Source organism: Ochrobactrum vermis, assembly GCF_002975205.1.
Classification (GTDB): domain Bacteria; phylum Pseudomonadota; class Alphaproteobacteria; order Rhizobiales; family Rhizobiaceae; genus Brucella; species Brucella vermis.
Genome location: NZ_PCOC01000003.1, coordinates 154,744 through 180,517, shown reverse-complemented (window position 1 = coordinate 180,517; position 25,774 = coordinate 154,744). Strand labels below are relative to the sequence as shown.

Below are 25,774 nucleotides of genomic sequence, written 5' to 3'. Positions count from 1 at the left end.
CCCGCGAAGCGCACCAGAACGTCATCATCCTGATTGAAATTAAAAAATTGCGAGGAGAGTTTCCATGGCCAAGGTCAGTTCATCGCCTTCAAGTCCCGTTGATCCGAAGTCGGTTGATCCGAATAATGCCGAGGCATGGAAACAGGCTGAAAAAGACGCCAAGGATGCGGGCATTCGCTGGGAACGTCCAGCCGATGACAAGCGCTCCGCGCAGGAGATCATCGATGATACACCGCTTCTGAAAAACCTTGGCAATCAGAGCGGCGTGAAGGATTCGCTGGAGCAGCGGGTGGGTGGCGATATCGAAAAAGATGCCGATGCTGCCTATCGTGCGGCACAGGTTCTCGAACATGTCGAAAAATATGACGCCGATGGAAATCGTCTTGCCGGCAACGAAATTAACAATGGCGAAATCAACGGTTTTACCAAAGGTAAGGAAGCCAAGCCGAATACGGAAGCCGGTCGCCTTCAGGATTTTGGCAAACACGGTTTTTCCAATCTCAAGGGTAAGCTGAACAACGTTTCGGCTGCCGATGACCCGAAAGCCCGTCAACAGGCCGAGGATCTGGGCATTAAATGGGAGCGCCCGAAAGGCGATGATCGCTCCGCCAAGGACATTATAGATGACAATCCTCTGCTCAAGGGCCTTGGCAACCAGAGCGACGTCAAGCAAATGCTTAAAGAACAGGTCGGCGATTTCGAGAAGGACGCCGATGCCGCCTATCGCGCGACACAGGTCCTCGATCATATCGAGAAGTTCGACAAGAACGGCGAGCGTCAGGTGGGTGGGGATGTTGGCGATCAAAAGATCAACGGTTTCACCAACAGCAACCAGGCAAAGCCCAATACGGAAGCCGGTCGTCTTCAGGATTTTGGTAAGGATGGTTTCTCTTCATTGAAGGGCAAGCTCAACGATTATAAAGACGCCGGCAATGACAAGGAAGAGCGCAAGAAGGCCGAAGCGCTCGGTATTGAATGGGAGCGTCCGAAAGACGACAAGCGCTCTGCCAAAGAAATCGTTGAAGAGGACCCGTTGTTGCAGGACCTTGGCAACCACAGCGGCGTCGGCGATATGCTGAAGGAGCGCGTGGGAGATTATACCACTGACGCGGACGCGGCATATCGCGCTGCACAGGTTCTCAGGCACGTCGAACAGTTTGATAGTAAGGGTAAGGAAATCAAGACCGAAACCGTAGAACTGGAAAATGGTGCTTCTATCGAGGTAAAGCCAGAGACTGTTGGCGACGGTAAGATTAATGGTTTCACCTCGTCACGTGAGGCAAAGCCTAATACCGAAGCTGGTCGCCTTCAGGATTTTGGCAAGCAAGGTTTTGATGCGCTGAAGGGCGATCTTGGCAAAGTCTCTACCGTCAAGGGCAAGGGCGAAGATACCAAGAGCTATAAAGACTATATAAAGGCGAACAAAGACGCGGATGAAGGGTCGAAGCAGGTTGTAAAATATGCGGCCCTCCTTGAAGAAAACTACGACCTGATCCGTCAGAAAGCCGGCGCGGGCGGCAATCTTGATGCCGACGCCTTGAAGCGCTACAAGGATACCGCCAAAGGGCTAAGCGACGAGACCAAGGAAGCACTCGACTTCTGGTCGCAGCCCGGTGCTTTCAATATCATCGATAACGCCAAGCATTCACTGGCGCAACGGCCGGATGGTGATCTCAGCAAGGGCGATCTACAGTCCTGGTTGAGCAAATCTGCTCCTAAGGATGCTTCTTCATTGATGACATTCCTTTCGGATGCAGCGCAACGCAGCGCGCTTTCCGATATCGACACCAGCAAGCTTGGCAAGGATGTCTTTGAAAACCCCGGTAAATACTCGAATGAGGAAAAAGCTGCCGTTCTTCAGGACTTGCAACAAGCCCAGCAATTGATGGTGGATGGCGCTTCCGCAGGCATGTGGAAGGATGATTATTCCAAAGTTTCCATCGCCAACCGTGCGCATGTCCATCCGGACAAGGAAAAGGTTTTCGACGACCTTAACAAACACATCAAGATTCTCCAGGACGACAAGGCAGTTACCAAAACCCTGAGCGAGAAGACCGCAGGCGCGCTGAAAGACCTTGTGGCGGATAACAAGGGCCTCAAGGACGCCGTTCAGAAAACCTACGATGATGACGTCAAGAGCGGGAAGGCTCTTAACAAGTCGTGGGACACCAATATGAAGGATGGCAAGGTCGGGCAGCAGGCCGTGCTTGCCGAATTCCTCGGGACGGCACAGTCCTATCAGGGTGCTCTTGATATCAAAAAGCCTGAAGATATCAGGGAAGCGATCAAGAAATCCGACCATGAAGGCGACTTCAACGACTTTTATGAAAACAAGCTCGTTTCCGGTGACCGCTTGAAGGACCTGCTGAAGGATAATTCCTTCGAGGCAGCGGCAAGCGTCTACAACATGGAAGTTGGCCTCTACAACTCGGCTCTTGATCCTGAATTTACCGGAAAACTTGACGATAAGCTGGAAGAGAACTTCTCCAAGATCGGCAATGAGCATGTTCTCAAGGACGCATCCTTCGATGATATGAAGAAGGCTTTCGGCGTCAATGGCGGCGATGAACTCGATGAAAAGAAGGTAAAGGAATATATCGCGGAAGTTGCCAAGGAAAATCCGGAACTTTTCGTCAACGAGAACGGAAAGGCTGCGACGCCAGACCAGATTCTTGGCGGCTTCCGGGCAACCTGGGATGTCTATCGCCAAGGCACGAAAACGCTGGACAAAACAGGGTCACTTGCAGACCTCGATCCGAACAAGAACGCCAAAGGCGCCTATGATAGGGGCGTTCTGCACGGCGTGAGCGGTCTTTTCCTGGCGGGCATGACCATTGCCAGAGGCGTCGGAACCAATGGAAACCTGCAAAAGAAGGATTATGTGAACATAATCGCCGGTTCTGTCCAGACGGCGACGGTGCTGACCGAAGGAGGAATGAAGGGATACACGCAATATCTGAAAGGCTTGAAGGACAAGCTTGACGATGATCTTATGAATAGTGTGGGATCCCTATTGGATGATGTTTCCCCTGAAAATCTTTCCGCACAGGATGCCAAGGCGACCAAGCCCGCTTTGTATGACAAGAGGGCAAGTCTTGCGAAGAAGTTCGAGGAAGGCGCCAAGGGCCTTGGCGGTGCCGCAGGGGCAGCCATGGGAGCCTACGGCATATTTGATGGCGTCCAGGCGATCAGAAATGGCGATACGGTTACCGGCGCATTGAGCATCACCTCCGGTTCGATTGGTGCGATGGCTGGTCTGGCTTCCATGGTCGAGGGGGTATGGGGGCTGGGCAACGCCCTGCTGCCTAATCTGATCAGCAAGGTTCCGAACATCGTTCCGGTCTTCGCCGGTGCTTTGGGCTGGGCTGCGGCCGGCGTCGGGGTAATCGTTTCCTTCCTTCCAAGTCTTATCGAAGAAGGCAAACACCAGAAGCGTTCCGACGATTTCGGCCACACGCTTGGCAGTTTCCTGACCAAGTATGAAATCGACGGTGTGGAAGGCGGCAGCTACAGGGATATTCCGGATAATGAGTGGCCGGGTTACGATGATGGACCAACAATAGGTTCGTGATTTTTATGGGAATCGCTGAGCCGCTGTTCGGCTCTGTCATCGAGATGGCACCTAAGGCGCATCCGCCGATCCATTCCGATGGGGACATCAACGATTACTGGCGCGAGCAGCGTCTTGTCGAACAGTGCCTCTTCTTGGCCGTAAGAACCTTCGCTGTACTCTGCATGAAGAATGCATACGCCGTCATGAAACTTTCATGCGATCGAAACAGATGCACTCGCTTCTGTTGATAGGAAACATCGCAGTAACAACTCAGAAAGGCCCCGGCGATGAATGTGAAGATCAAGGATTTGAAAGGCGGAATTGCGGATGTCGCAGGAACTTTATCTTCTTTGAACTTCAATTCCCTAATCGACGCTGCCAAGAAGACCGAAACAAACAAGCGAGAGCAGGCTGAAAAACTTGGGATCATCTGGGAACGTCCCGACGGCGATAACCGTTCGGCGCAATATATCATCGACAATAATCCCGTATTGCGCGATCTTGGCAATCAGGAAAATCATCCGCGATGATCTGAAGAAGCAGGTCGGCGATTTTGAGAACGACCCTGATGCCGCCTTCCGCGCGGTTCAGGTTCTCGAGCATATCGAGAAGTTCGACGGCAATGGCGAGTTGATCGTCGGCAACAGTGTCGGTGACGGGCGCATCAACGGTGTCACTTCTGGTGGCGACGTACGCCATGGTACGGCGTTGTTGCATGAAACGAATTGGTGGCGGATTCCGATCTTTGATGCTGGCTTATGTGGTTTCAACTTTGACGCGGACGGATTTCGGGCGTGGTGTCTGCAGCATGCGGTTACGGACGCCGCATCCAAGTTTAACTTCAGTCTTCTGGTTGGTGAATTTGCGTGATCTTAGCTTTGGCCCGTTTGTTGATTTATAATTGCCTATGGCGTTTTCTACTCTCGCTCGCTTCCCATACTCGGTAAGATTTTGCCACTCCATCCGACCGCGTTGAGCATTTGTGCGGCTATGCCAGTCACGCTGATCAGGTGGGCCATTTGACGCTTCTTGTAAGTCTCGTATTCGTGGCGGAATGATAATGCTCACACCGGGACTATGACTGCGTAAAGCTTGATAGGTTTGATCACTGTCATAAGCACCATCTGCCATGAAACAAGCGATGGGGCGATCAATCATATCAAGCAAATCAGGAACCTGGCTGAGGTCACTTGTATTTTGATCAGTCAGTGTTTCTGCAATGACCTGATTGCTATCTGCATCAATAGGAAGATGCAGCTTGAGCCATTTTCGGGCAGATTTAGCGCCATGCTTTTCTTCAAGCCATTGGCCAGCTTCATATATCTTCATACCAGTGCTATCGACGATCACATGAAGAGGTTCATCTGTTCCATCCCTCCTGGTGCACCGGGTTAAGCTGGAAACAACAAGATTGGCGCAGCGTCTGCTTAATGTTGTGTGATCTGGCACCGGCAGTTCAACATTGAGTAGCCGCAACAACGAGGCCATTAAGCCTTCTGTCTGACGCAGAGGCTGGTTAAACACTTTGCCACATATCAGCGTCGTCTCAATAGCCAGGTCAGAATAGCGACATTGACCACCGCGCGTCTTGCGCAGTGGTGCAATCCATCCGGCTATAGCTGCTTCACTGATCCAGAAAGTAACACTCCCGCGCTGACGCAAGCCTGCTTCGTACGCCGCCCAGTTCGTGACCTTGAACTTCTGCTTGGGTATCCGGTGACGACGGGCGGAATTGTGCTTGAAAGGCATTGGCTTGATCCAAATTCTCAACGAACCAAAACATTAAAAGCCAATGCTATAAAAACTCTGAAACTCACCGGCGATTGATGCACCAACGCCGCGTTAAGCGCGATGGCTTTGAGGGGGAAGGGGAAGCTACTACGCTCATTATTTGCCTGCCTTTCTCTTCGCGTGTTTGGGTTCACTCAGCGCATCGGAAAGATTGTGACAGTCCGGATCGGCCCGGCGGCATCGCGTTTCTTTGCGGGATCGTCGTCAGCAGGTTCGTAACCACGAGGCCGGTTTCCCGGCGGGCCTTCCCATTTCGGCTTCTGGTCTGTCGTACCGGTTTTGGGGTCGTGTTTCATGGAAGCCTCCGTTTATTGGAACCAATACCCAATTTTTCAAACCTTGAATTGTTTCTTCCCTGTTGCGCAGATCGGGAAATGCAAGGTTGGAGCAGTGAAATTTTGCGGAGCCATTAGTCGTCCTCATGGATGGAACCGGCAGGCCTAAAATGGTAAAAACAGTTTTACCGGGTTAAAGCACTGGCGCTTGCGCAAGAGGGCAATCCAACCGGGGGAAACTGGGAACAAGATTCCCAAGTTTGATGCTGCGACAGGGCGGAGGCATCTCGCACGCCCAGCGCATTGGGGTGGAGTAGCCATAGCATTCTCCATGGATCTTGTTACGCCAGTCGATAAGCGCATCGAAGATAATCGGTCCCTCTGCCAATCTTGCTCTTCGGCGGTGCCACGCTCCTCCGAGCCAACCTCTGAAGGGTAATTTAAACAGCACGCAGTCGCTTTGTGCGTTTAATAACTTGTTTTTAGCCTGCTTCGTTCGGTTTTGGTGACGAAGTTCAGTTGGTCCTACAAGGGAGCGGGCTTTCGCCCGCTCAAGACTTAAAGGTAACGGCTACGTTCCCGTTCGATTTCGTCTTCGGTGTAAGGGTCGGCATTGGCGTCAAACCTTTGCCAGCCCTCCTCGACATAAAGTTTGCGCCGAGCATTGATATCCACCGGGCTGGCACCGGCTAAAATAGCGTCTGCTTCAGCGACGCGTTCGTCCGCAACACGGACGGTCACAAGAGAGCCACCGCGACGAATGCCTTCAGCGTATAAGTGCGCGTCTTCTTCCGACACCCCGCTCTCCGTGAGCGCTCCGATGATACCACCGGCGACCCCGCCGACAACTGCGCCACCGACCGCACCGGTCAACGTTGCCGCAAGCCAGCCTGCGGCGACCACCGGTCCAACGCCTGGAATCGCCATCAACCCGAGCCCTGTCAAAAGACCGCCGGCACCGCCCACAGCCGCACCTAATCCTGCACCGACCCCCGCGCCAGAGCCGGCATTACTCTCGTCGTCATCGTCGCGACGGTGGGAAACAATGGAAATATCGTCTGACGGGAACCCAGCGTTTTCGAGCCGTGCCACAGCATCCTTGGCTGCTTCGTAACTGTCAAATAATCCGGTAACGGTTTTCATAGAAAACTCCCATGTTCAAATGGCGGATGGAAGCCAAACCTTCACATTGGCTTCTTTGAGACATTGCCCTGGTAGTCAAGCTGGACGTCCAACTTCTCATTGCCTTTCATGGCAGAGGCTTCCCAGATGCCGTTTTCTTCGTTCAATTTGAGGCCGCTTACGCCAGTGTATCCTGCCTCCTCAATCCTTGATTTGGCTTGATCTTCTGTAAAGCTGTTGGCACCCTTAACCGGCGCGTCTGGATTGTTGCTATCAGGCGTTGCTACCGCTGGAGTTTCCGGTGAGGTTTTGCCGGTGTCCTGAGCGAACACAGCCGAAGGCGCGATGATACAAGCGCTCAAGAACGCTAACGTTCTGATTTTCATTGTATTTCTCCAGTGAAATATGTAACAGACATGAAACTCCCGCGTGCGGCATAAGTTCCAAAAAAGTTTTTCAAAGAGGAATTACCTAAGCTTCGCGTGACGATAAGTCATGAAGGCTACGGAGCGATAGCGCGTGTCGCTTGTTTAAGACCTGCGTCTTTCAAACAATCCAGATGCGTTTGCATCAACGAACTCTTATTCCAAAATGAACGCTTTTCGATCGCGCCGGTATCCCAACGAAACATTGGGCCGCTTTTTGGGTTCAGTTAGCCAACTGACGCTGGAGTATCCCAGATGGACAAAAACTTTCGACTGGATACCGGAGACGATGATCGAGCCACAATATCATTTCCTTTTGATCGAATGACAGTTCAGCGCTTTCGCAAGGAATTTCCCCGTGCACGATGGAGCGACTGGAACAAGGCCTGGATCGTTCCTGGGAAAACGGCGTCTCGGCGCATTGATCGCTGGCTGGCTCGGGAGGCCTCACGCGCAAACCCCTTTGCCGAGGAAAAGGGGAGAGACGCCTATGAATTCGAGCCGATTCTCAGTTCGTATCTGTCGGTCGACGGTGACGGGTTACGAATTAAAACGCCATATTCGCGACGCCTGGTTGAAGAAATCCGTCAGATATCCTTCGCCCGATGGGACCATAATGCGAAAGTTTGGTGGGTGCCCTTTGCATCCTATGATGAGCTTGTCCAACATTGGGAGACCATCGAAAACGAGGCTAGACGCAGCGAACCGGAAGAACGGCGTAAGCGCGCCGAAGCCCGTAAGGGAAGCGATGAAGAAAAAAGGGCGCGTCGGCGTGCGAATGAGCGCAGACGACGAAGAATTCCGTTATCTGCCGAAGCGTTGCCACCGCTAAATCGTCCAATTGCAACCGAGACCTATGGTATCATCATTGTTAGGGAGATAACAGGCGAATTGGTGCACTGTGATATGATCGACGACATTTATCCCGGTCTGGACGGCGATTATGTTTGGGGGATCTGGCGCTTGCCCTCACTCGACGAACTCATTCGAACTTGGCCCAGGAAGAATGAACTGACAAACAAAGATCGAGAACGGGGGTGGTGGCATCCCGATATCGAACAATTACGCGAAGCGCGGCGATCGGCGCGGTCTCGTGAGCGCCGGGCGGCGACGGTTGTCTCAGATTAGCTGGCACCAAGCGGTAACTCAATCTCGATCATCACAGGCGCATGATCGCCCGTGTGAGCCCAGCTGCGCGGATTGCGTCGCACACTTGCCGATTTCAGGGCTGGTGCCAGAGCGGGACTAAGAAGGAAATGATCGATGCGCAAGCCAGCATCGCGCGCGAAGGAATTGCGCCAATATTTCCAGAACGTGTAAATACGCTCTTTTGGATGAAGAGACCGGACCGCATCCGTCCAACCTTGTGCAACCAGCTGAGCATATGCTTTTCTAACTTCGGGCCGAAACAAAGCGTCGTCGCGCCAGCGCTCCGGCGCGTAGACATCGAGATCGGTCGGCATAACATTGAAATCGCCAGCGAGCGCTATGGGTATGTCGAGTGTCAGCAACTCAGCCGCATAATCGTGCAGCCGTTGAAACCAGCGGAGCTTGTACTCGAATTTGGGCCCAGGAACGGGATTGCCGTTCGGAAGATAGAGAGAGCCGACTAGTACGCCTCCAATCGCTGCTTCGATATAGCGGCTCTGCGCGTCATTGAGTTCGCCTGGAAGTCCGCATCGCGTGACAACCGGGGTCCTTCCTCTCGCCAGAATTGCCACCCCATTCCAGCTTTTCTGGCCTTGCCAAACCGCGTCATATCCAATTTTTTCCAGCGCTTTGATCGGGAATTTTTCGTCCGGCGTTTTCAGTTCCTGCAGACAGACAATGTCCGGCGTGTCTTCTTCAAGCCAGCGCAACAATACCGCCAACCTTCCATTCACGCCGTTAACATTGTAAGTAGCAATCTTCACGAGGGTTCCTCTCTGGCCAAGCCTACGCAATTTTCACTCATGACGACGCCCGCTCCATTCGTGGCAGTGATATCCGTAAATCTGCAACGTCAGAATCGCACCTGTGCAGCAGATACAATGGTCGACCGATCTCTCTGCGCCAAGCAGCTTAAGCTGTACTAAAACCGGACAGACAAAGACAGATAATATTGGTAAGGATAATCGGCCACTCTCCTCTTAGTATGCCGAAGGTGGTCCAAAGTGCGAAGCCTATGACGGTAAATGTATACATACGCACTGAAATCGTCGCGGTATCACGAGTTTTTGCTATCTTGATGACTTGTGCGAGGAAACTTGAAACAGAGCAGGCAGAGGCTATATAGCCTACATTAAGTGTGCTATCCAATTTAGTTTCCATTTAGCTTGTAAAGAAGCAGACACGCAATATCACGCGCCATCTTCTTCAGAGGTCGTGCCACCGGTTTTCTTCAGGTAATGTGCCTATGCGAAACCGCATACTAACAGAACAGGCAAGCCAGCGAGGACAATCCAGAATAATAATTCAGCCATCTGATAATTCCTATGATCGAGGCAGCCCGATAGGATTAAAGCTAGCGCAATAAGTCTGACAATCGCAGATGTTATCGGGCCGCTTAATAGTGCTTCTTTGAAAACCAACACGAATTAATTTGGTTCCTTGTATGTGGAACCAGATATCGCATGTCAAAACTCTCCCGCGATTTCAGAACCGTTTAAACTTTCGAACAGCAACGTAATTTATCGATTTCCAGGTTCTATTTGATGTTCTGGGTTATCTAAAATAATATTTTATTCGGTTCATTATTCGTCTTTAATAACTACATCTGGTATGGTGGTTATTGCGCGGCTCCCACGGTCCGAATGGTGTAAAAGCGCATTCGGCTTGCTTCTGCGCCATGTGACGAGCTGGGCTATCATGTTGAAATTCAACGCCCAGCCAACGTCACGGTGCGAGAGCCAGCCTTCAGCCGTCCATAGACATCGTGTACTGCGCAATCGGCCGGATGGGTTTTTTTATGTAAGTTCGACTATCGTTACGATCAGGAAAACCAGAGAAGGGGTAACATGCCTTTTAAAACCGGGCTTACACGGGGTGATTTGGGAGACTGCTGCATACATCTTTGTATAGATACGCAAAATCTTTTCGGGCCCTCGTCGCCTTGGCACGTGCCTTGGACCGAGACCATATTGCCCAACATCGTGGAAATTTGCTCTCGCCAGCCTGCAAGAACGGTTTTTACCCGTTTTATTCCGCCTAAAACGCCGGAGGCCACCTTCGGAATGTGGAAACGTTATTATCGAAAATGGGAAATGCTGACGTTGGATCGCATCGATCCAGTTCTTATCCGAGTTATAGAACCGTTGCAGCAATTTTCGCCGCCGGCCGTTGTGCTCGACAAGAGGGTTTATTCACCGTGGACTGAGGGCTTGCTGCAGCGCCACTTGAATACTAGGAATATTCATACTGTGATAATTAGTGGCGCAGAGACCGACCTCTGCGTTCTTGCAGCTCTACTTGGAGCCGTCGATCTGGGTTATCGAACAATACTGGTTTCCGATGCCGTATGCAGTGTCTCTGATCAGGCTCACGATGCCGTCATTGCGCTATGCCACGAGCGGTTTAGTGAACAGCGGGAATTGGTCCGAACGGATGAGTTGATCGGCTCTTGGCGATGACGTCGAGAAAAAGTGGAACTTTCGGCACGATGAGCGGTTCTTTCGTGAACGAGGAGACCGTTATGGAGCAAGTTCACTGGGATGAGGTGATCGTTATCGAAATAGCCGATGGAATAACGAGGACAGTCATGACGGTCGCCGACGCTGAGAATATTTTATTATCTCAATGGAATAAGTTCGAACTGCATAGTTTAGGATCAGCTCTCAAGGCCTGCCTTTTATGTAGTCATGATATCGCCAGCACACAAAGCGCAAAATATGCATTCAAAACCGCTGCTTCAAAAGCGGGAATTTTGTGTGATTTCTGAGGCAATTACGATGTTAATTTAGTCCTGTCACCGAATATTTTTACAAGTATAGAACCAACATATCTGCATGCTCTCGTAATATTGCGGCTGCTTCGTGCGGCGTTTCGGTATCTAACAATGCCGCTATTGCAGCTTCTAAAATCAAAAGATTCCGGGCTTTCAGATGCCTGAGACGCGCTTTTTCGGCGATCAAATCAAGTTTTTCCTGACCCATTTGATGCAGCCTCCTTCGTAGGTTTGGAGCGGCTCGAAAGCCGCTCCATTCATTATTGTATTTATTAGCGACGACGGCGATCATCGTAATCACTATCGCGGCGCTCGTCCCAGCCGCGACGCGAGGCTTCGGAATGTCCTTGCGGATCTCCGAACCAGCCACCATGGCTGCGTCCGCCGGAACTGCGGTCGTCATCACGACTGGAGTAACGGCGCTCGTCATCCCGATTTGAATAACGGTCATCGTCACGGCTGGAATAGCGACCTTCGTCATCGCGGGATGAACTGCGGTAAGTGCGATCATCGTCACGGCGTTCATCCCAACCGCGCCGCGCGGCTTCGGCATGGCCACGGGAATCCCCGTACCATCCCCGACCGCGGTCGTTATCATCATGCCGACCCGATCGACGGTCGTCGTCGTCGCTGCGGGAAGAATAACGACGCCGGTCATCACTATCCCTGTCATCACGACGCTCATCCCAACCGCGTCGCGCGGCTTCGGCATGTCCGCGGGAGTCGCCAAACCATCCGCCATGACCGCGGTCATCGTCATCGTAACGACCTGACCTACGATTATCGTCGTCGCGTCGGCTTTCTGCATAACGGCGACCGCTGCTTCTGCTGCGGTCATCATCACTTACAAAGCGGCCTTGCTCGTCGCGCTCTGGTGTATTGCGTGGCATTGTATCCTCCTTGTTGAAAATGGTACGCGCTTGCGCGTTGAGCTCCATGAGCTCTCTTCTCCGGCCACATTGTTGCAGCCGCGAGTCTCGGGTTTGTAAATCAAGCTGACTTCCCGGACGGAGCTGTCGCCGACCGGATTCTGATATTGTTTTGGACATCGGTGACGCCGGCACACGCCTCCACACAGTCTTCTGCCCGTCGCTTTTCCTGACGGTTCGACACTTGTCCTTGTAAGGTCACTTCGCCTTTTTTCACGGAAACCTCTATGTCGGACGCATCGAGCTCAGAGTCTTCCATCAATGCGTCAGACACATCCTCTTTGATGCGATCATCGCTTCGTGTGTATCCCTTTGGTCCCTTGCCGCGATGGATACCTGTCGTGCTCCTGGTTCTCGATGAATCATTTTGCGACCCATAGCCGGCAAATCGGCTATCCCGCGAAAAGGTTTCCCTTCGGGGGGAACTATATTCAGAACGATCATCGTTTTCGCGATAACCACGAGAGCGATAATCGCTTGAATATCGGTCGTCCTGATCGCGGTCACCGCTTCCACGCCCCTCATAGTCGCGGTCACGATCACGATCACGATCGCGATAAGATTCGTTGTAATAGTCGTCTCTATCTTCGTTTTGATACCGACCTGGCATAACACAAGCTCCTCTGGTCAAAATCCGAATGACGAGCATCCAAACCGCCGCGGTGCGTCATTGTTCCTCGTCGAACCAGAAATCTTCAAAGCTCCACTTCGATGCAGGAAGCTTTTTGAAAAATGAAACAAAAAGCTATCTACGAAGTTACCTATCCCCCCTGCCGTATGGCGAGGAAATTTTGGAAATCAGGGAGAGTTGGAAATGGCCACCACGAAGCAAAAAACGCTTGAAGATCTTTTCTACGACACGCTCAAGGATATCTATTATGCTGAGCGCAAGATTTTGAAGGCCTTGCCGAAAATGGCGCGGGCAGCCTCTGATGAGAATCTGAAAGATGCATTCAACAAACATCTTGAGCAGACTGAAGGCCATGTTGAACGTTTGCAGCAATGTTTCGAGATCCTTGGTAAGAGAGCCCAAGGCAAAACATGTGAAGCTATCGAAGGCATTATTGCTGAAGGCGAAGAAATAATTCAGGAATTTTCGGGCACCCCGGCTCTGGACGCTGGTTTGATTTCGTCTGCTCAGGCTGTGGAGCATTATGAGATCACTCGCTATGGGACGCTCAAGCGGTGGGCCGAGACGCTTGGTTATAGTGAAGTGGCCCGATTGCTTGATCAGACGTTGCAGGAAGAAGGCCAGACTGACAAGGATTTGACCAAGCTTGCCGAAACTTTGGTTAATCTCCACGCGGAACAACCCTGATATATAAATTGACAATGTGCTGATGCTTCCGAATGGAACATCATCCGCGTGACACAGTTTGTAAGGGACGGCGTTAGTCCGTCCCTTTTTGTTTTCTATGCTTTGGAACGGTTCAGTGATGCAACACTCACGTCCCACGAACTATGTTCTACAACCCGAGGAACTTGTTGAGCTGATTCCAGCCTTGCGCGCTTTTGCGCGGACTTTTTTCCGTCAAAAGAAAGACGCGGAAGATCTCGTCCAGGAAACGCTTTTGAAAGCTCTCGCTAACCGAGAAAAATACATTCCATATTCACCTTTGAAATCTTGGCTGTTCACCATCATGCGCAATAGTTTTTACACGCGAATCCGGGTGCAAAATAGAGAAGCACCCGGAATTACCGAGTGCATTTCGTCCATGGCAACCGTAGGCCCCTGCCAGGAAACCGAGATAGAAGCAAAAGATGTACAAATGGCGCTCAAAACGCTGCCTATTCACTATCGCCGCGTGGTTCTCCTTGTGGTATTGGAAGGCAACAGTTATCAGCGCGCAGCAGAACTCTGCGGTTGTTCCGTTGGAACCGTCAAAAGTCGCCTGAATCGAGCGCGCCATAAGCTCCATGACATGATGGAAGGGCGTTGAATGTGCGCGAGTTGAACGGCTTTATTTATGTTAGGGAACGACGTCCAAGGATGCATTCATTTCACAGCAAGCATATTCTGATTTTTGAAGACGGTTTTTTCCTGTCTGATGAGGTCTCACAAAAGCTTCAATCTCTCGGCGCTGTCATCATCGGTCCTGTTCATTCGACAGCGGATGCGCTCTACCATCTCGAAAGCGGTGTGATCGATGCAGCCATACTGGACGTGGCTATTGAACCGGCTGCGGTGCTGTCGCTTGTAGAAGCGCTTGAAAAGAGCAGAACTCCTTTTGTTTTCGCGTTGGCCGCTAATCCTTCCATGAGCAATTCAGGCTGTGCCGGGTTTGTACTGAGCCAACACGACGACGATCTTGTTGTCATTGCGGAAGCTCTTTTTCGTCAACGCCCCATGCTGCATTAGGCCATAGGAACTTAGTCAAGTTGATCCTCAGCAAGTACCGCTAAGGAAGGAAACCGTCATGAATAAAAAATACCCCGCGTCGCCATTTGACACGCCTCATCAATCCATGCCTGGCTTGACCGAACGTATGAATCCGAAGCCCGATCATGGCGAGAAATCTTATAAGGGATCCGGCAAGCCTGAAGGCCGCAAAGCGATTATAACGGGTGGCGATAGCGGTATCGGAAGAGCGGTTGCAATAGCGTTCGCGCGCGAAGGCGCAGATGTGCTTATTGCATATCTCCAGGAAGAGGCTGATGCACTCGAAACCCGTTCATTGATTGAGGCTGAGGGTCGCAAGGTCGTCTTGATGAAATGCGATATCCAGCGCCCCGAGAATTGCCAGAAAATCGCGCAGCGCGCCGCAGATGAATTTGGTCAGATCGACATTCTGGTCAATAACGCGGCACATCAGGCCAGTTTTTCTGAGCTGGATGATATCACCGATGAAGAATGGGACATGACTTTTAGGGTAAATATCCATGCAATGTTTTATTTGACGAAGGCCGCTTTGCCGCACATGAAGCGAGGTGCATCCATTATAAATACGGCTTCGATCAATTCGGACATGCCGAATCCGACTTTGCTCTCCTATGCGACAACCAAGGGCGCCGTTCAAAATTTTACGGCAGGTCTTGCACAATTATTGGCTGAGAAAGGCATTCGTGCCAATGCAGTTGTGCCGGGGCCGGTGTGGACGCCTTTGATCCCCTCCACGTTGCCGGAAGAGCCTTTGACATCATTTGGCAAGCAAACCCCAATGAAACGTCCAGCCCAACCAGCTGAGCTGGCATCCGCTTATGTTATGCTGGCCGATCCTCTCTCAAGTTATACTTCCGGTGCGACCATCGCGGTCACCGGCGGCAAACTCATTCTTTAACGTTCGATCGTGGAAATATAAAAAGTGCCCTGCCTCGAGGTGCAGAGGCAGGGCTAGCATCAGCTTGTCCGCTTGGCTTAGAGAGTAGCTGATGCAATCTTTTAAACGCCATTCTGAGCAAAGAGTTCCTGAACGCTTTTTGGCGATGGACTATGATGGATGTCCATCTCCTCTTTCATTCGGTGCTTTTGATGAGCTAGCCTTGCAGCCAGTTCCATCAATTGCGACCGCTCTCGCAAACCGCACTGATAGAGTTTAATAACACAAGCCGCGAGTTCGCTCGGTGAATAAGGACGGCCGCTTTCTTTGAGAATAATGGCAGCAGTGGTAAAACAGCTGCGCAAGAAATCTACCTCCTTAGGAGTATAAATGCAGCTCGCTTCGTTAAAAAACGGCATTTCCACCTCCCATTGTTGGACAGAAAATGCTACTTCAAACTCAGCCATATAAAAGACCGAGTTTTTCACAAAATATAACGACAACAACGCATCTATATGCCCCGTCAGCGATGAAGCTGACGAGGCATGCGCCTGCTAAAGCGAGCCCTGCCAACAGGCGCATGTTTGTCTAAAATGGGTCAGTTCTTATTTAAAGTATACAACTCATCGTCGTTCAAAAGTCGATATTTTCCCCTAGCCACCTTAACAAAAAAGGCTTCTGCTGATTTGCCTACGGTGTGGTCTGAAAGGAATGAATTATATTGGCCATAACGCCAGCCGTGCGCGTAAAGTCGAATGTCCCTCGCACCGAACGGTTCGTTCAAGCTTTTTTCAATTAATACGACGTAACGAATTCGCGTAATCACCGTTAGCGCATTATCTTTGCGCAGCTTCTGCGGCACTTCCCCTCTTTTGTTCCAATGCATGCTCCCCTCCCAGAGAAAACTTCGTCGACTTTTTTAACGCATGTCCCCTTAAGGTGTCTTGCACGCCCCGGGCAGACAGTTCGCCCGGAGCCTACAAATGTGGTTGATTAGTCTTGATGTTCCGGCATTTCTTCAAGCTGGGCTTTATTCCAGCTTGTTACCGCATGCACGTCGCCATTTTCATCTCGCATAAATTCGAGTTCGCTGATAGGAACGGCAACAGGTTTCGCTCCTATTCCAAGAAATCCGCCAACATCAACAATGACAGTGCTTCCAAGCCCCGCACCATGAACGTGATCGACTGTGCCAACTTTCTCATCGTCAATACCGTACACCGTCGCCCCTTCAATATTTTCAGCAACGAGTTCTTCATTCGCCAAGCGGATATGATTGGTGTGATCCATCTTCTTTCCTCCTTGTTAGGAAAGCGAAACATTTGCGAATGGGCATTTGTTCCCTGACCAGCACGTAACCAATTCCGTATGCTAATACTTTTTGCTTTTCGGGGGAACATTTGATCCGGCGAGAAGTTGGACCACGGAGGATCTTAGTGATGAAAACTAATTCACCAAAGAAAAGCGCTGGCGCTCGTATAAGGGGGATCTATCCCAAAAGGCGAGACCGGGGATAAAGTTCCTGGCTTTGATCCGGCAGCGGCACCGATGGAAACCGACGCAGAAGCTGGAGGATCCTCATTTCCTGATAACGATGCAATACCGCGATCAGGCGGAGATCCAACAAAGACCACTGAAAGTAACGCCTCCAGTCACGCGTCCGGCCTCCGGGGATGGGATTCCGATGAATCTACTCATTCCTCCGAGCGAACCGGAAGCATGCGAAAACGCCCAGCCTTTTTGTTCTGCTAGTTTATCCTAGCACTAATTGTTGTTGGATATTTCGTATTCGGATCGGTGAGGCAGTGAAAATTGAAATCAGGACATTGCATTGATCTTTTGGGGAGACAGAAATAGTGACCACTTATGAGATGCTACACAAAGGCGACGGCACCTGGTCTATCGTAGACAAGGCAACGAGACAGCCCTTAACATTTAAAGGTCGGCTTCAAGTTTCGCTTACAGAAGATGTGGCTAAAGAGGCTCTTGCGATCCTGGAGCGCATTGAACAAGAGCATTCGCAACAGTTACACGAAGGGCGACAGACGTAAAAACTGACTTCTGTGCGAGCCGCACCGGACGCAATCAACTCTCGAAGTCGCTTTCTTTCATATCGATCAAGCCTCTCGGCACATTGATCGGTTCGTCGCTGACACGGTGGACCTGATAGGACTTTACGTCGCGAAAGGCACTTGATTCGTTGGTTGTAAGGTCAACGTCTCCAATGGTTCTGTCGCAAATTTTTCAGCTGGGTATAAGCGTGCTTATGTCTGGGCGCAATTATGCTGCGAGGTCGGCAAAGACCCTGAATGGCGAACGGTTGTCATTTGTAAATTGCTTCTTGCGGATCATGTGAGCCACTTCAATGCCTGCAATGGTCGCTGAAGCTGAATGAAATGCCTTGAAACCTAGCATTTCTTTAGTGATCCGCTTGATGAAGCGATGATCCTGTTCAAGGATATTGTTGAGATATTTAATCTGCAGGATTTCAATCAGCTTACCTGTGCCAGTGATCTTCAGGATTGTGTTCATGGCCTGTGCACCAGCCAGATTGGCTCCACTTTTGTCAATGACGACCTTGTCCGGAGTGCCATTGCTTGCAATTGCTTTCTTAAAGAAACGCCTTGCTGCACCGAGATTTCGCCGCTCCGAAAGCATGAAGTCAAGGGTTTGTCCGTCGCGGTCAACAGCTCGATACAGATAGGTCCATTTCCCTTTGACCTTCACATAGGTTTCATCCACTCGCCAGGAGCCACGTGTCGGGCGTTTACGTTTCTGTGCCTGATCAGCAATTTGCGGTGAGTATCGAACGATCCAGCGGTTCAGTGTGGCATGGTCAACATCAACACCACGTTCAGCCATTATTTCTTGAAGGTCACGATAGGAAACTGGATAGCGCACATAGAAGAAAACAGCATAAAGGATGACACTGTTGGGAAAGTGGGCTCCTTTGAAATCGATCGCCATACTCAGTTACCTCACCCAATTATGCACACTGAAGTGACAATAACGCAGAAGAAGTAAAAAAATCGCGACAGAACCCTCGGGCTCGGCAGCAAAAATTCTGGTGGTAGGCTGCAGGTGGGACAGTGTCAGGCAGGTCCCCGACACCATGCCGCCTCCACCGATCGGGGCGACGACTGCGTCGAGCTCGGGAATTTGGTCCAACAGCTCCTTCGAGCAGTTGGCCTGTCCCGCGATCACGCGTGGGTCGTTGTAGGGGTGAACGAACTCAGCACCCGATTTGGCCACGACCTCGGCGAAAACCGCTTCGCGCGATGACGTCGACGGTTCGCACTCAACCACTGTTGCTCCATATCCCCGCACGGCATCCTTTTTCGCCTGCGGTGCCGTGCGCGGCATCACTACAGTGCACGGAATGCCGCGGCGCGATGCAGCGTAGGCGAGGCAGATTCCATGGTTGCCGGAGGAGTGTGTCGCTACACCCTTGCGTGCCGGTTGCTCGTCTAGCCCGAACACGGCGTTGGTTGCTCCGCGAGCCTTGAAAGCGCCGGCTTTCTGGAGGTTCTCGCATTTGAAGAACAGGTTTGCACCGGTAATCTCGTCGATAATCCGCGACGTCAATACCGGTGTCTTGTGGATATAGGGCTCGATGCGCTCGTGTGCCGCAAGCACGTCGGCATAGGTGGGAATGTCCATCGATACGGTCTCCATCATGCCGCGATCTTGCTAGCCGCAGGGCCGTCGTTTCGGTATAAGTCCTGGGCCGCGGCAACACCCGATCCCAGCTTGATTGGTAGTCCGAGATCAACCATGCACATCTCAGCCGTGGCGATACCGGAGAGCATCACGACGTCGGAGAGGCAGCCAAGATGGCCAATTCGGAAGACTTGGCCGGTGAGATCCCCGATGCCTACACCAAAAGCCACACCGTATTTGCTGGCAGCGTGGGAGACGATCCGTCCAGCATCAAATCCGGTCGGCGTTTGGATGACTGTTACTGTGTCCGAATAAAGTTCGGGCCTGCGGGCGCATATTTTAAGACCCCAAGCCTGGACGGCCGCCCTGACCCCAGAGGCCAGCCAGTCGGTTGTGACGCTCGTATACCTGCGGCATGCCCTCGTCCAAAAGGATCTCGGTCGCAACCTTGAGACCGTTAATCAGACTCACGGGAGGAGTGTAGGGATATGTGTCGGCGTTGTAGCTGCCGAGCATGTCGCGAATATCGAAGTAACAACGCGGAAGTTTTGCGCTGGATACACATGCCATCGCCTTTGGCGAAAAGGCGGCAATCGCCAACCCGGCGGCTAACATGAAGCCCTTCTGCGATCCGACTATAGCGACGTCGACACCCCACTCGTCCATTCGAAAATCCATGGATGCGATTGAGCTGACCCCATCCACCAGAAGGAGTGCTGGATGATTTAGATCGTTGAGCACCGAGCGGACTGCGGCGACATCTGATGCAACTCCTGTCGCAGTCTCGTTATGCGTGACGAGGACAGCCTTGATCTCGAATGCGGTGTCTTTTTCGAGAATATCACGGAAGCGATCTGCAGGAGCGCCTTCACCCCATTGCGTTTCTACTGCGTCGACGGTCAGACCGTGGCGACGACACATATCGATCCATCGTTGGCTGAACACACCATACCGCCCTGCTAGGACGCGGTCGCCCGGAGAGAGGAGGTTGGTGATGGATGATTCCCATGCACCGGTCGCGGTGGAGGGAAAGAGTATTACCTCTGCGGTAATCGTGGCGAGAACAGCTTTGACGCCTTTCAAAGCCGGCCGCAATATCTCCCCGAACGCCGGGGACCTATGGTCCACAGTCGCTATGTCCACCGCCTTCCGAAGCGTCTCCGGAAGGTTCGTTGGTCCAGGAATGAAGGTCGGGTTCTGAGCTTTCATGGAAAGTCCTCCGTGCTGATGAAGGACTAACACAGGCGTGCTATCGTTGATATTTTTCTGAAAAAGTTTTTTAAAAAGACAATAAAATAGATATTGTTCAGCAGAAACATGCGCTTGTTTTTTTTTCAAAAAAAACGGTGACTTCAAATAGGCAAAGGAAGACTTGGCAATGGCAGAACACATACGACGAAGAGGGCGGCCGAAAGGCTTCGCTGCACCTCAATCACCCGTCACGAGCCAAGCCCTGACAAAGGCGCTCGACCTCCTGGCTTTTATTTCCGAGCGACCGGGTCTGACCTTGACTGAAATATCCGAGGGCCTTGGCGCATCGATAGCAACGGTTCATCGCTTACTTGCGACGCTCGAAGACAGAAGTTTCGTGGAAATCGAGCCGGCGCAACAAACCTGGTCAATCGGAGCAGAGGCGTTTCGGCTGGGGGCAGCTTTTCTTCGGCGCACCAACGTGGTGGAACGAAGCAGGCCGTTGATGCGAGACTTGATGCAGGCGACTGGTGAGACTTCGAATCTCGGAGTTCTCAGCACCGGGCAAGTGCTTTTCCTAAGCCAAGTGGAAACGCACGAGTCGATCCGCGCGTTTTTTCCGCCCGGAACGCTGTCGCCGTTGCATGCCTCGGGTATAGGAAAGGCCCTATTGAGCTGCCAAGACTCCAACGGCGTCGAAGCAATGTTGCAGAAAAAGCCACTGCAAAGGTTCACGAAAAACACCATCACGACAAAACACGCACTTCTCGATGAATTGAAGCGTATTCGGGACCAGGGTTTTTCGTTCGACGACGAAGAGCGGACTGTTGGAATGCGCTGTGTCGCAGCGCCTATCTTGAATGCTTATGGCGAAGCGATCGCCGGGGGTCTCGGTGTCTGGGCCGAGCCACAGGCTGCAGGGTAAAACGATTAGAAATTTCGGAGAGCTCGTGTTGCAAACCGCTTCGAAAATATCTTGTCAATTGGGCGCAAATACATAGCGAAATGTTTGCTGCGTTGCAAAAAGTATGCTAGCGAAAATGTACAAGAAGGAGGCGTGATCACGCCTGCGGCTGAGGAGATCGAACAACAGTTCCAACAAGCTATTCGGGAGAGATCCCATACGGACGCCGACGGAGCAATTCCCCAAGAAACTCTCAGGCAAAAGGACCGGGTAGCTGGAAAATCTGGAGAGTGGCAGTTTGCCCACCGAAGGGGATACCGCAACGCGGGAAGCTCTCAGGTACCGAGGACAGATGGGGAGAACGGATCGCAAGATCTTAATCGTTTGTCCACGGAGAAACTATGTCACATGTAGCTGTAATTGGAGCCGGTATCACTGGCATCACAACCGCGTATGCTCTAATCCGTCGCGGTTTCCGCGTTACGGTTTTCGACCGGCAGTCGTATCCGGCAATGGAAACTTCATATGCGAATGGCGGTCAGCTTTCCGCCAGCAATGCCGAGGTCTGGAACCATCCTTCCACACTTCTGAAGGGCATCAAGTGGATGCTTTCCAGCGACGCGCCGCTCCTCCTAAACCCCAAACCAACATGGGCGAAATACTCATGGCTCGCTGAGTTCGTGGCCGCGATACCCAAATATCGCGAGAACACGATCGAGACGGCGAAACTCGCGATACTTGCTCGCGAACACATGTATCGAATAGCCGAGGAAGAGGGTATAGCTTTCGACCTTGAGAAGCGCGGAATCCTGCACTTTTACAACGATCGTGCAAGCTTCAACCATGCAAGCGAGGTCAATAAGCTTCTCAACTCCGCGGGACTTGAGCGAAAGGCCGTAACGCCTGAAGAAATCAAGGCGATCGAACCTTCGCTGAAGGGCAATTTCTTCGGCGGCTTCTTCACCCCATCGGACGCGTCCGGCGATATACACAAGTTCACGAGAGGGCTGGCCGACGCTTGCATAAAACATGGCGCGGTCTTTCAACTCGCATCGGAAGTCGAGGGATTTCAACCGATCGGTAATCAGTGGATGGTGAGCTGGAACTCGTTCGAAGGCCCTGGTGTCGGATTAATGCAAGAACAGTGCTTCGATGCTGTCGTGGTCTGTGCGGGAAGCGCCAGTCGCCGCTTCGCAAAGATGCTTGGCGATCGGGTAAACGTCTACCCGGTCAAAGGCTACTCGATCACCGTTCATCTGGACGACGAAGAAAGTCAGGCGGCTGCGCCATGGGTCAGCCTCCTAGACGACGCGGCAAAAATCGTTACGAGCCGGCTGGGAACTGATCGCTTTAGGGTGGCAGGAACGGCTGAGATTAATGGGCATAACTTCGACATCCGCGCAGATCGAATTGCGCCGCTGGTTCGCTGGACGCGTCAGCATTTTCCCAAAATGGGTACCAGCCGCTCAGTGCCATGGAGCGGACTTCGTCCAATGATGCCGAATATGTTGCCGCGCGTGGGTCGCGGGCGTCGTGGCAATGTGTTTTACAATACTGGTCACGGTCACTTGGGATGGACTCTATCCTGCGCGACAGCGGAAATCGTCACTTCGAACATCGCTGAAAACTTGCCGGCTTGATTGCTAGGGGACTAAAAGGAAGAGGCGGGTCTCTGACCCGCCTCCCTCAGTATGAAATGTTTTGTTTCGTCGACCTAGTCGCCGCGCGCCTGAGCGTTCAGTCGACGGGTTGAGCCTGACACAGCGTAGTAGATCGCCATGCTGGCGACGACACCGATTGGCCATGAGAATGCGGCCCAAGCGCTGAACGCGGGAACCACTGAGACGCAGATCGTGATGAACCCTGATACGACCAACGACATGATCGCCTTCGAGTTATAACCGCCGCTGTAATAGTATTCGCCGGTCGAACGATCATCAAACAGAGCGTCAGTGTTGATGCGTTCCCGCTTGATCAGATAGTAATCGGTCATGATGATCCCGTACAACGGACCGGCGTTGGTGCATCAATCGCCGGTGAGTTTCAGAGTTTTTATAGCATTGGCTTTTAATGTTTTGGTTCGTTGAGAATTTGGATCAAGCCAATGCCTTTCAAGCACAATTCCGCCCGTCGTCACCGGATACCCAAGCAGAAGTTCAAGGTCACGAACTGGGCGGAGTACGAAGCAGGCTTGCGTCAGCGCGGGAGTGTTACTTTCTGGATCAGTGAAGCAGCTATAGCCGGATGGATTGCACCACTGCGCAAGACGCGCGGTGGTCAATGTCGCTATTCTGACCTGGCTATTGAGACGACGCTGATATGTGGCAAAGTGTTTAACCAGCCTCTGCGTCAGACAGAAGGCTTAATGGCCTCGTTGTAGCGGCTACTCAATGTTGAACTGCCGGTGCCAGATCACACAACATTAAGCAGACGCTGCGCCAATCTTGTTGTTTCCAGCTTAACCCGGTGCACCAGGAGGGATGGAACAGATGAACCTCTTCATGTGATCGTCGATAGCACTGGTATGAAGATATATGAAGCTGGCCAATGGCTTGAAGAAAAGCATGGCGCTAAATCTGCACGAAAATGGCTCAAGCTGCATCTTGCTATTGATGCAGATAGCAATCAGGTCATTGCAGAAACACTGACTGATCAAAATACAAGTGACCTCAGCCAGGTTCCTGATTTGCTTGATATGATTGATCGCCCCATCGCTTGTTTCATGGCAGATGGTGCTTATGACAGTGATCAAACCTATCAAGCTTTACGCAGTCATAGTCCCGGTGTGAGCATTATCATTCCGCCACGAATACGAGACTTACAAGAAGCGTCATATGGCCCACCTGATCAGCGTGACTGGCATAGCCGCACAAATGCTCAACGCGGTCGGATGGAGTGGCAAAATCTTACCGAGTATGGGAAGCGAGCGAGAGTAGAAAACGCCATAGGCAATTATAAATCAACAAACGGGCCAAAGCTAAGATCACGCAAATTCACCAACCAGAAGACTGAAGTTAAACTTGGATGCGGCGTCCGTAACCGCATGCTGCAGACACCACGCCCGAAATCCGTCCGCGTCAAAGTTGAAACCACATAAGCCAGCATCAAAGATCGGAATCCGCCACCAATTCGTTTCATGCAACAACGCCAAGGGTAAGTCAGAAAACGTGATGAATTTTCGCCCTGAAACGTTGCTAGATAGCTACCTCTAGTGAATGTCGGTATCGGTAGTTGCGTGCCCCCGCAACCAAAAATAAAAACCCGTCGCACAAGCGGCGGGTTTTGCCGTTTGAAGGGGCAGACATGCGCTTGCAACTGACGCTTCACTTCACTGCATCCGCAAAACTGAAGGGGTGAGGGGACGGAATTGTTCCACTGATCCAAATCCCGCCCGACCAATATCCTTGAGAAGCACGATCACCGGCAGGCATTACTGCGTGAGCCGGGTCTCGTCGAACCGACGGCGAACGGGACGGCTGTTTGGTGATGCGTCATCTGGGCGGCATTGAGCCTTCCGATCAGGCGACCTGCTTGCGGTAGATTGCGCGCAGGTCCGGACAGCTGTCGCATGGTGTTCGTCGGAGCGATATAAACAGATAGCCGTTGCCTCGCGTGCCTTTCAGGTTCAAATAGGCGCCACGTCTGTCATGCGTGGAACGGGTATCGGCTTCCCCCGCATGATCGATCATTTCATTGATGGAGATGCGTGATGCATTATTCTGCAGCTGCCGACCGTTATCAGTCGGATATGATCTATCGCCGCACTGGTCGAAGCGGTATCGATCTGCCAGCTATTTCGCTTGGTCTCTGGCACAATTTCGGCGGTCGGGATGTCTATGAAAACGGCCGCGCGATCCTGCGCCGGGCGTTCGATCTCGGCGTGACCCACTTCGACCTCGCAAACAATTATGGACCGCCTCCCGGCTCAGCTGAAGAAAACTTCGGCCGAATGATGGCCAGTGATTTTCGGCCCTATCGTGATGAAATGATCATCTCTTCAAAAGCCGGTTGGGACATGTGGCCGGGGCCGTACGGAGGCATCGGCGGCAGTCGCAAATACCTGATCGCCAGCCTCGACCAGTCGCTGAAGCGGATGGGGCTCGACTATGTCGACATCTTCTATTCGCACCGTGTGGACGCCACGACGCCGCTGGAAGAGACGATGGGGGCACTCGCGCATCTGCACCGTCAGGGCAAGGCGCTTTATGTGGGGATTTCCAGCTATTCACCGGAACTGACGCAGAAGGCTGCCGCGATCCTTCAGGAAGAGCGGGTTCCGCTTTTCATTCATCAGCCCAATTACAACATGTTCAATCGCTGGATCGAAAATGGCCTGCTCGATACGCTTGGCGAGATCGGAACCGGCTGCATTGTCTTTTCGCCGTTGGCTCAGGGATTGCTGACCTCCCGCTATTTGAACGGAATCCCCGAAGGCGCGCGGGCGAATCAGGGCGGCTCCCTGAAGGCCAGTGCACAGAACGAAGAGCTGCTGGCCCGTATCCGGGCGCTGAACGCCATTGCGGAACGTCGCGGTCAGACATTGGCTCAAATGGCTATCGCCTGGACACTGCGCGACCCGCGTGTCACCTCTTCGCTGATCGGGGCAAGTTCGGTAGCACAGCTTGAAAATTCACTGGGAGCCCTGAAGGGGTTGGAATTCAGCGGCGAAGAGCTGGCAGAGATTGACCAGTATGCGCATGACGGTGGAACCGACTGGTGGAAGAGTTCGACTTCGCTTTGATGTG

At 52.1% G+C, this 25,774-nt stretch carries 26 protein-coding genes, 3 pseudogenes and 1 riboswitch; of the genes and pseudogenes, 12 read left to right on the top strand and 17 right to left on the bottom strand.

Annotated features, from left to right (window positions below):
- Nucleotides 1-64: 64 nt before the first annotated feature.
- The gene (locus CQZ93_RS25805) at nucleotides 65-3,571 is read left to right on the top strand and encodes a type III effector HrpK domain-containing protein (protein WP_105545440.1); all 3,507 of its coding nucleotides are present in this window, start codon (nucleotides 65-67) and stop codon (nucleotides 3,569-3,571) included.
- 453 nt (nucleotides 3,572-4,024) lie between these two features.
- Here CQZ93_RS25805 and CQZ93_RS26510 read toward each other — a convergent pair whose 3' ends face one another.
- From CQZ93_RS26510 to CQZ93_RS25775, 5 genes are all read right to left on the bottom strand, one after another.
- Nucleotides 4,025-4,270 carry a hypothetical protein gene (locus CQZ93_RS26510; protein ID WP_146114501.1) on the bottom strand — a complete coding sequence of 82 codons (246 nt, stop codon included), beginning with the start codon at nucleotides 4,268-4,270 and terminating at the stop codon, nucleotides 4,025-4,027.
- A 39-nt stretch (nucleotides 4,271-4,309) separates the two neighbouring features.
- Nucleotides 4,310-5,302 (bottom strand): IS5-like element ISOcan1 family transposase, encoded by a 993-nt coding sequence (locus CQZ93_RS25790; RefSeq protein ID WP_105545437.1) that lies wholly within the window; start codon nucleotides 5,300-5,302, stop codon nucleotides 4,310-4,312.
- A gap of 176 nt (nucleotides 5,303-5,478) precedes the next feature.
- Nucleotides 5,479-5,640 carry a hypothetical protein gene (locus CQZ93_RS26760; protein ID WP_181153538.1) on the bottom strand — a complete coding sequence of 54 codons (162 nt, stop codon included), beginning with the start codon at nucleotides 5,638-5,640 and terminating at the stop codon, nucleotides 5,479-5,481.
- 537 nt (nucleotides 5,641-6,177) lie between these two features.
- Nucleotides 6,178-6,762: a general stress protein gene (locus CQZ93_RS25780; RefSeq protein ID WP_105545435.1), complete on the bottom strand. Its 585-nt coding sequence runs from the start codon at nucleotides 6,760-6,762 to the stop codon at nucleotides 6,178-6,180.
- A gap of 41 nt (nucleotides 6,763-6,803) precedes the next feature.
- Entirely contained in the window at nucleotides 6,804-7,127 is a 324-nt protein-coding gene (locus tag CQZ93_RS25775) for a PepSY domain-containing protein (protein ID WP_105545434.1), read from the bottom strand.
- Between the two features lie 294 nt (nucleotides 7,128-7,421).
- Between CQZ93_RS25775 and CQZ93_RS25770 the strand changes: the two genes are divergently transcribed.
- Complete coding sequence (locus CQZ93_RS25770) at nucleotides 7,422-8,294, top strand: hypothetical protein (protein ID WP_105545433.1); 873 nt, start codon at nucleotides 7,422-7,424, stop codon at nucleotides 8,292-8,294.
- Here the strand turns inward: CQZ93_RS25770 and xth are convergent.
- From xth to CQZ93_RS27455, 3 genes and pseudogenes are all read right to left on the bottom strand, one after another.
- Nucleotides 8,291-9,079, bottom strand: coding sequence for an exodeoxyribonuclease III (gene xth / locus CQZ93_RS25765; RefSeq protein ID WP_105545432.1), 789 nt, complete (start codon nucleotides 9,077-9,079; stop codon nucleotides 8,291-8,293). The genes CQZ93_RS25770 and xth overlap by 4 nt on opposite strands.
- 148 nt (nucleotides 9,080-9,227) lie before the next feature.
- Nucleotides 9,228-9,476: a SemiSWEET family sugar transporter gene (locus tag CQZ93_RS25760; RefSeq protein ID WP_286154314.1), complete on the bottom strand. Its 249-nt coding sequence runs from the start codon at nucleotides 9,474-9,476 to the stop codon at nucleotides 9,228-9,230.
- A gap of 464 nt (nucleotides 9,477-9,940) precedes the next feature.
- Nucleotides 9,941-10,075, bottom strand: a pseudogene (locus CQZ93_RS27455) (IS3 family transposase); the annotation flags it as partial.
- Between the two features lie 87 nt (nucleotides 10,076-10,162).
- Here CQZ93_RS27455 and CQZ93_RS25750 point away from each other — a divergent pair.
- The gene (locus CQZ93_RS25750; RefSeq protein WP_105545430.1) at nucleotides 10,163-10,774 is read left to right on the top strand and encodes a cysteine hydrolase family protein; all 612 of its coding nucleotides are present in this window, start codon (nucleotides 10,163-10,165) and stop codon (nucleotides 10,772-10,774) included.
- A 62-nt stretch (nucleotides 10,775-10,836) separates the two neighbouring features.
- A complete protein-coding gene (locus tag CQZ93_RS25745) occupies nucleotides 10,837-11,082 on the top strand; it encodes a DUF982 domain-containing protein (RefSeq protein ID WP_105545530.1) in 246 nt (81 codons plus the stop codon).
- Between the two features lie 40 nt (nucleotides 11,083-11,122).
- On the opposite strand, the gene CQZ93_RS25740 is transcribed toward CQZ93_RS25745, so the two are convergent.
- Both CQZ93_RS25740 and CQZ93_RS27190 read right to left on the bottom strand, forming a co-directional pair.
- Nucleotides 11,123-11,929 (bottom strand): hypothetical protein, encoded by an 807-nt coding sequence (locus CQZ93_RS25740; RefSeq protein ID WP_105545429.1) that lies wholly within the window; start codon nucleotides 11,927-11,929, stop codon nucleotides 11,123-11,125.
- A 149-nt stretch (nucleotides 11,930-12,078) separates the two neighbouring features.
- Nucleotides 12,079-12,627, bottom strand: coding sequence for a BON domain-containing protein (locus CQZ93_RS27190; protein ID WP_286154313.1), 549 nt, complete (start codon nucleotides 12,625-12,627; stop codon nucleotides 12,079-12,081).
- A 204-nt stretch (nucleotides 12,628-12,831) separates the two neighbouring features.
- On the opposite strand from CQZ93_RS27190, the gene CQZ93_RS25730 reads away from it, so the two are divergent.
- The 4 genes from CQZ93_RS25730 to CQZ93_RS25715 all read left to right on the top strand — a co-directional run bounded on the left by CQZ93_RS25730 (nucleotide 12,832) and on the right by CQZ93_RS25715 (nucleotide 15,295).
- Nucleotides 12,832-13,335 carry a YciE/YciF ferroxidase family protein gene (locus CQZ93_RS25730; RefSeq protein WP_105545427.1) on the top strand — a complete coding sequence of 168 codons (504 nt, stop codon included), beginning with the start codon at nucleotides 12,832-12,834 and terminating at the stop codon, nucleotides 13,333-13,335.
- Nucleotides 13,336-13,453: 118 nt separating this feature from the next.
- Entirely contained in the window at nucleotides 13,454-13,957 is a 504-nt protein-coding gene (locus CQZ93_RS25725) for a sigma-70 family RNA polymerase sigma factor (RefSeq protein ID WP_105545426.1), read from the top strand.
- Between the two features lie 2 nt (nucleotides 13,958-13,959).
- Nucleotides 13,960-14,376: a response regulator gene (locus tag CQZ93_RS25720; RefSeq protein WP_286154325.1), complete on the top strand. Its 417-nt coding sequence runs from the start codon at nucleotides 13,960-13,962 to the stop codon at nucleotides 14,374-14,376.
- A 58-nt stretch (nucleotides 14,377-14,434) separates the two neighbouring features.
- Nucleotides 14,435-15,295 carry an SDR family oxidoreductase gene (locus CQZ93_RS25715; RefSeq protein WP_105545424.1) on the top strand — a complete coding sequence of 287 codons (861 nt, stop codon included), beginning with the start codon at nucleotides 14,435-14,437 and terminating at the stop codon, nucleotides 15,293-15,295.
- Nucleotides 15,296-15,396: 101 nt separating this feature from the next.
- Here CQZ93_RS25715 and CQZ93_RS26755 read toward each other — a convergent pair whose 3' ends face one another.
- The 6 genes and pseudogenes from CQZ93_RS26755 to bhcA form a co-directional block, all read right to left on the bottom strand.
- Nucleotides 15,397-15,741 (bottom strand): hypothetical protein, encoded by a 345-nt coding sequence (locus tag CQZ93_RS26755; RefSeq protein WP_181153537.1) that lies wholly within the window; start codon nucleotides 15,739-15,741, stop codon nucleotides 15,397-15,399.
- 131 nt (nucleotides 15,742-15,872) lie between these two features.
- On the bottom strand, nucleotides 15,873-16,160 hold the full coding sequence (locus tag CQZ93_RS25705) for a hypothetical protein (protein WP_105545423.1): 288 nt from the start codon (nucleotides 16,158-16,160) through the stop codon (nucleotides 15,873-15,875).
- Nucleotides 16,161-16,267: 107 nt separating this feature from the next.
- Nucleotides 16,268-16,564 (bottom strand): PRC-barrel domain-containing protein, encoded by a 297-nt coding sequence (locus CQZ93_RS25700; RefSeq protein WP_105545422.1) that lies wholly within the window; start codon nucleotides 16,562-16,564, stop codon nucleotides 16,268-16,270.
- A 990-nt stretch (nucleotides 16,565-17,554) separates the two neighbouring features.
- The gene (locus tag CQZ93_RS25685; RefSeq protein WP_105545420.1) at nucleotides 17,555-18,241 is read right to left on the bottom strand and encodes an IS6 family transposase; all 687 of its coding nucleotides are present in this window, start codon (nucleotides 18,239-18,241) and stop codon (nucleotides 17,555-17,557) included.
- A 6-nt stretch (nucleotides 18,242-18,247) separates the two neighbouring features.
- The gene (locus CQZ93_RS25680; RefSeq protein WP_210201144.1) at nucleotides 18,248-18,934 is read right to left on the bottom strand and encodes a pyridoxal-phosphate dependent enzyme; all 687 of its coding nucleotides are present in this window, start codon (nucleotides 18,932-18,934) and stop codon (nucleotides 18,248-18,250) included.
- Nucleotides 18,935-18,948: 14 nt separating this feature from the next.
- Nucleotides 18,949-20,143: pseudogene (gene bhcA / locus CQZ93_RS25675) on the bottom strand (L-aspartate--glyoxylate aminotransferase BhcA).
- A 169-nt stretch (nucleotides 20,144-20,312) separates the two neighbouring features.
- On the opposite strand from bhcA, the gene CQZ93_RS25670 reads away from it, so the two are divergent.
- Nucleotides 20,313-21,050 (top strand): IclR family transcriptional regulator, encoded by a 738-nt coding sequence (locus CQZ93_RS25670; protein ID WP_339561777.1) that lies wholly within the window; start codon nucleotides 20,313-20,315, stop codon nucleotides 21,048-21,050.
- A 173-nt stretch (nucleotides 21,051-21,223) separates the two neighbouring features.
- Nucleotides 21,224-21,308: riboswitch (glycine riboswitch) on the top strand.
- A gap of 122 nt (nucleotides 21,309-21,430) precedes the next feature.
- A complete protein-coding gene (locus tag CQZ93_RS25665; protein ID WP_105545419.1) occupies nucleotides 21,431-22,669 on the top strand; it encodes a D-amino acid dehydrogenase in 1,239 nt (412 codons plus the stop codon).
- 74 nt (nucleotides 22,670-22,743) lie between these two features.
- Here the strand turns inward: CQZ93_RS25665 and CQZ93_RS25660 are convergent, their stop codons facing one another.
- Nucleotides 22,744-23,037, bottom strand: a complete 294-nt coding sequence (locus CQZ93_RS25660) for a cytosine permease (RefSeq protein WP_105545418.1) — start codon at nucleotides 23,035-23,037, stop codon at nucleotides 22,744-22,746.
- 96 nt (nucleotides 23,038-23,133) lie between these two features.
- Between CQZ93_RS25660 and CQZ93_RS25655 the strand changes: the two are divergent.
- Both CQZ93_RS25655 and mgrA read left to right on the top strand, forming a co-directional pair.
- Nucleotides 23,134-24,126: pseudogene (locus tag CQZ93_RS25655) on the top strand (IS5-like element ISOcan1 family transposase).
- Nucleotides 24,127-24,738: 612 nt separating this feature from the next.
- Nucleotides 24,739-25,770, top strand: coding sequence for an L-glyceraldehyde 3-phosphate reductase (mgrA, locus tag CQZ93_RS25650; protein ID WP_105545417.1), 1,032 nt, complete (start codon nucleotides 24,739-24,741; stop codon nucleotides 25,768-25,770).
- The last annotated feature ends 4 nt before the right edge of the window (nucleotides 25,771-25,774 follow it).

Bases quoted from the DNA above. Each gene is read 5' to 3' on its own strand.
- CQZ93_RS25670 (WP_339561777.1), top strand. From the start codon at position 20,313: ATGGCAGAACACATACGACGAAGAGGGCGGCCGAAAGGCTTCGCTGCA.
- mgrA (WP_105545417.1), top strand. From the start codon at position 24,739: ATGCATTATTCTGCAGCTGCCGACCGTTATCAGTCGGATATGATCTAT.
- CQZ93_RS25730 (WP_105545427.1), top strand. From the start codon at position 12,832: ATGGCCACCACGAAGCAAAAAACGCTTGAAGATCTTTTCTACGACACG.
- CQZ93_RS25790 (WP_105545437.1), bottom strand. From the start codon at position 5,302: ATGCCTTTCAAGCACAATTCCGCCCGTCGTCACCGGATACCCAAGCAG.
- CQZ93_RS25750 (WP_105545430.1), top strand. From the start codon at position 10,163: ATGCCTTTTAAAACCGGGCTTACACGGGGTGATTTGGGAGACTGCTGC.
- CQZ93_RS25665 (WP_105545419.1), top strand. From the start codon at position 21,431: ATGTCACATGTAGCTGTAATTGGAGCCGGTATCACTGGCATCACAACC.
- CQZ93_RS25685 (WP_105545420.1), bottom strand. From the start codon at position 18,241: ATGGCGATCGATTTCAAAGGAGCCCACTTTCCCAACAGTGTCATCCTT.
- CQZ93_RS26755 (WP_181153537.1), bottom strand. From the start codon at position 15,741: ATGGCTGAGTTTGAAGTAGCATTTTCTGTCCAACAATGGGAGGTGGAA.
- CQZ93_RS25775 (WP_105545434.1), bottom strand. From the start codon at position 7,127: ATGAAAATCAGAACGTTAGCGTTCTTGAGCGCTTGTATCATCGCGCCT.
- CQZ93_RS25715 (WP_105545424.1), top strand. From the start codon at position 14,435: ATGAATAAAAAATACCCCGCGTCGCCATTTGACACGCCTCATCAATCC.
- CQZ93_RS25770 (WP_105545433.1), top strand. From the start codon at position 7,422: ATGGACAAAAACTTTCGACTGGATACCGGAGACGATGATCGAGCCACA.
- CQZ93_RS27190 (WP_286154313.1), bottom strand. From the start codon at position 12,627: ATGCCAGGTCGGTATCAAAACGAAGATAGAGACGACTATTACAACGAA.
- CQZ93_RS25725 (WP_105545426.1), top strand. From the start codon at position 13,454: ATGCAACACTCACGTCCCACGAACTATGTTCTACAACCCGAGGAACTT.
- CQZ93_RS25700 (WP_105545422.1), bottom strand. From the start codon at position 16,564: ATGGATCACACCAATCATATCCGCTTGGCGAATGAAGAACTCGTTGCT.
- CQZ93_RS25760 (WP_286154314.1), bottom strand. From the start codon at position 9,476: ATGGAAACTAAATTGGATAGCACACTTAATGTAGGCTATATAGCCTCT.
- CQZ93_RS25745 (WP_105545530.1), top strand. From the start codon at position 10,837: ATGGAGCAAGTTCACTGGGATGAGGTGATCGTTATCGAAATAGCCGAT.
- CQZ93_RS25740 (WP_105545429.1), bottom strand. From the start codon at position 11,929: ATGATGACCGCAGCAGAAGCAGCGGTCGCCGTTATGCAGAAAGCCGAC.
- CQZ93_RS25680 (WP_210201144.1), bottom strand. From the start codon at position 18,934: ATGGACATTCCCACCTATGCCGACGTGCTTGCGGCACACGAGCGCATC.
- CQZ93_RS25780 (WP_105545435.1), bottom strand. From the start codon at position 6,762: ATGAAAACCGTTACCGGATTATTTGACAGTTACGAAGCAGCCAAGGAT.
- CQZ93_RS26510 (WP_146114501.1), bottom strand. From the start codon at position 4,270: ATGCAACAACGCCGTACCATGGCGTACGTCGCCACCAGAAGTGACACC.
- CQZ93_RS25705 (WP_105545423.1), bottom strand. From the start codon at position 16,160: ATGCATTGGAACAAAAGAGGGGAAGTGCCGCAGAAGCTGCGCAAAGAT.
- CQZ93_RS26760 (WP_181153538.1), bottom strand. From the start codon at position 5,640: ATGAAACACGACCCCAAAACCGGTACGACAGACCAGAAGCCGAAATGG.
- CQZ93_RS25805 (WP_105545440.1), top strand. From the start codon at position 65: ATGGCCAAGGTCAGTTCATCGCCTTCAAGTCCCGTTGATCCGAAGTCG.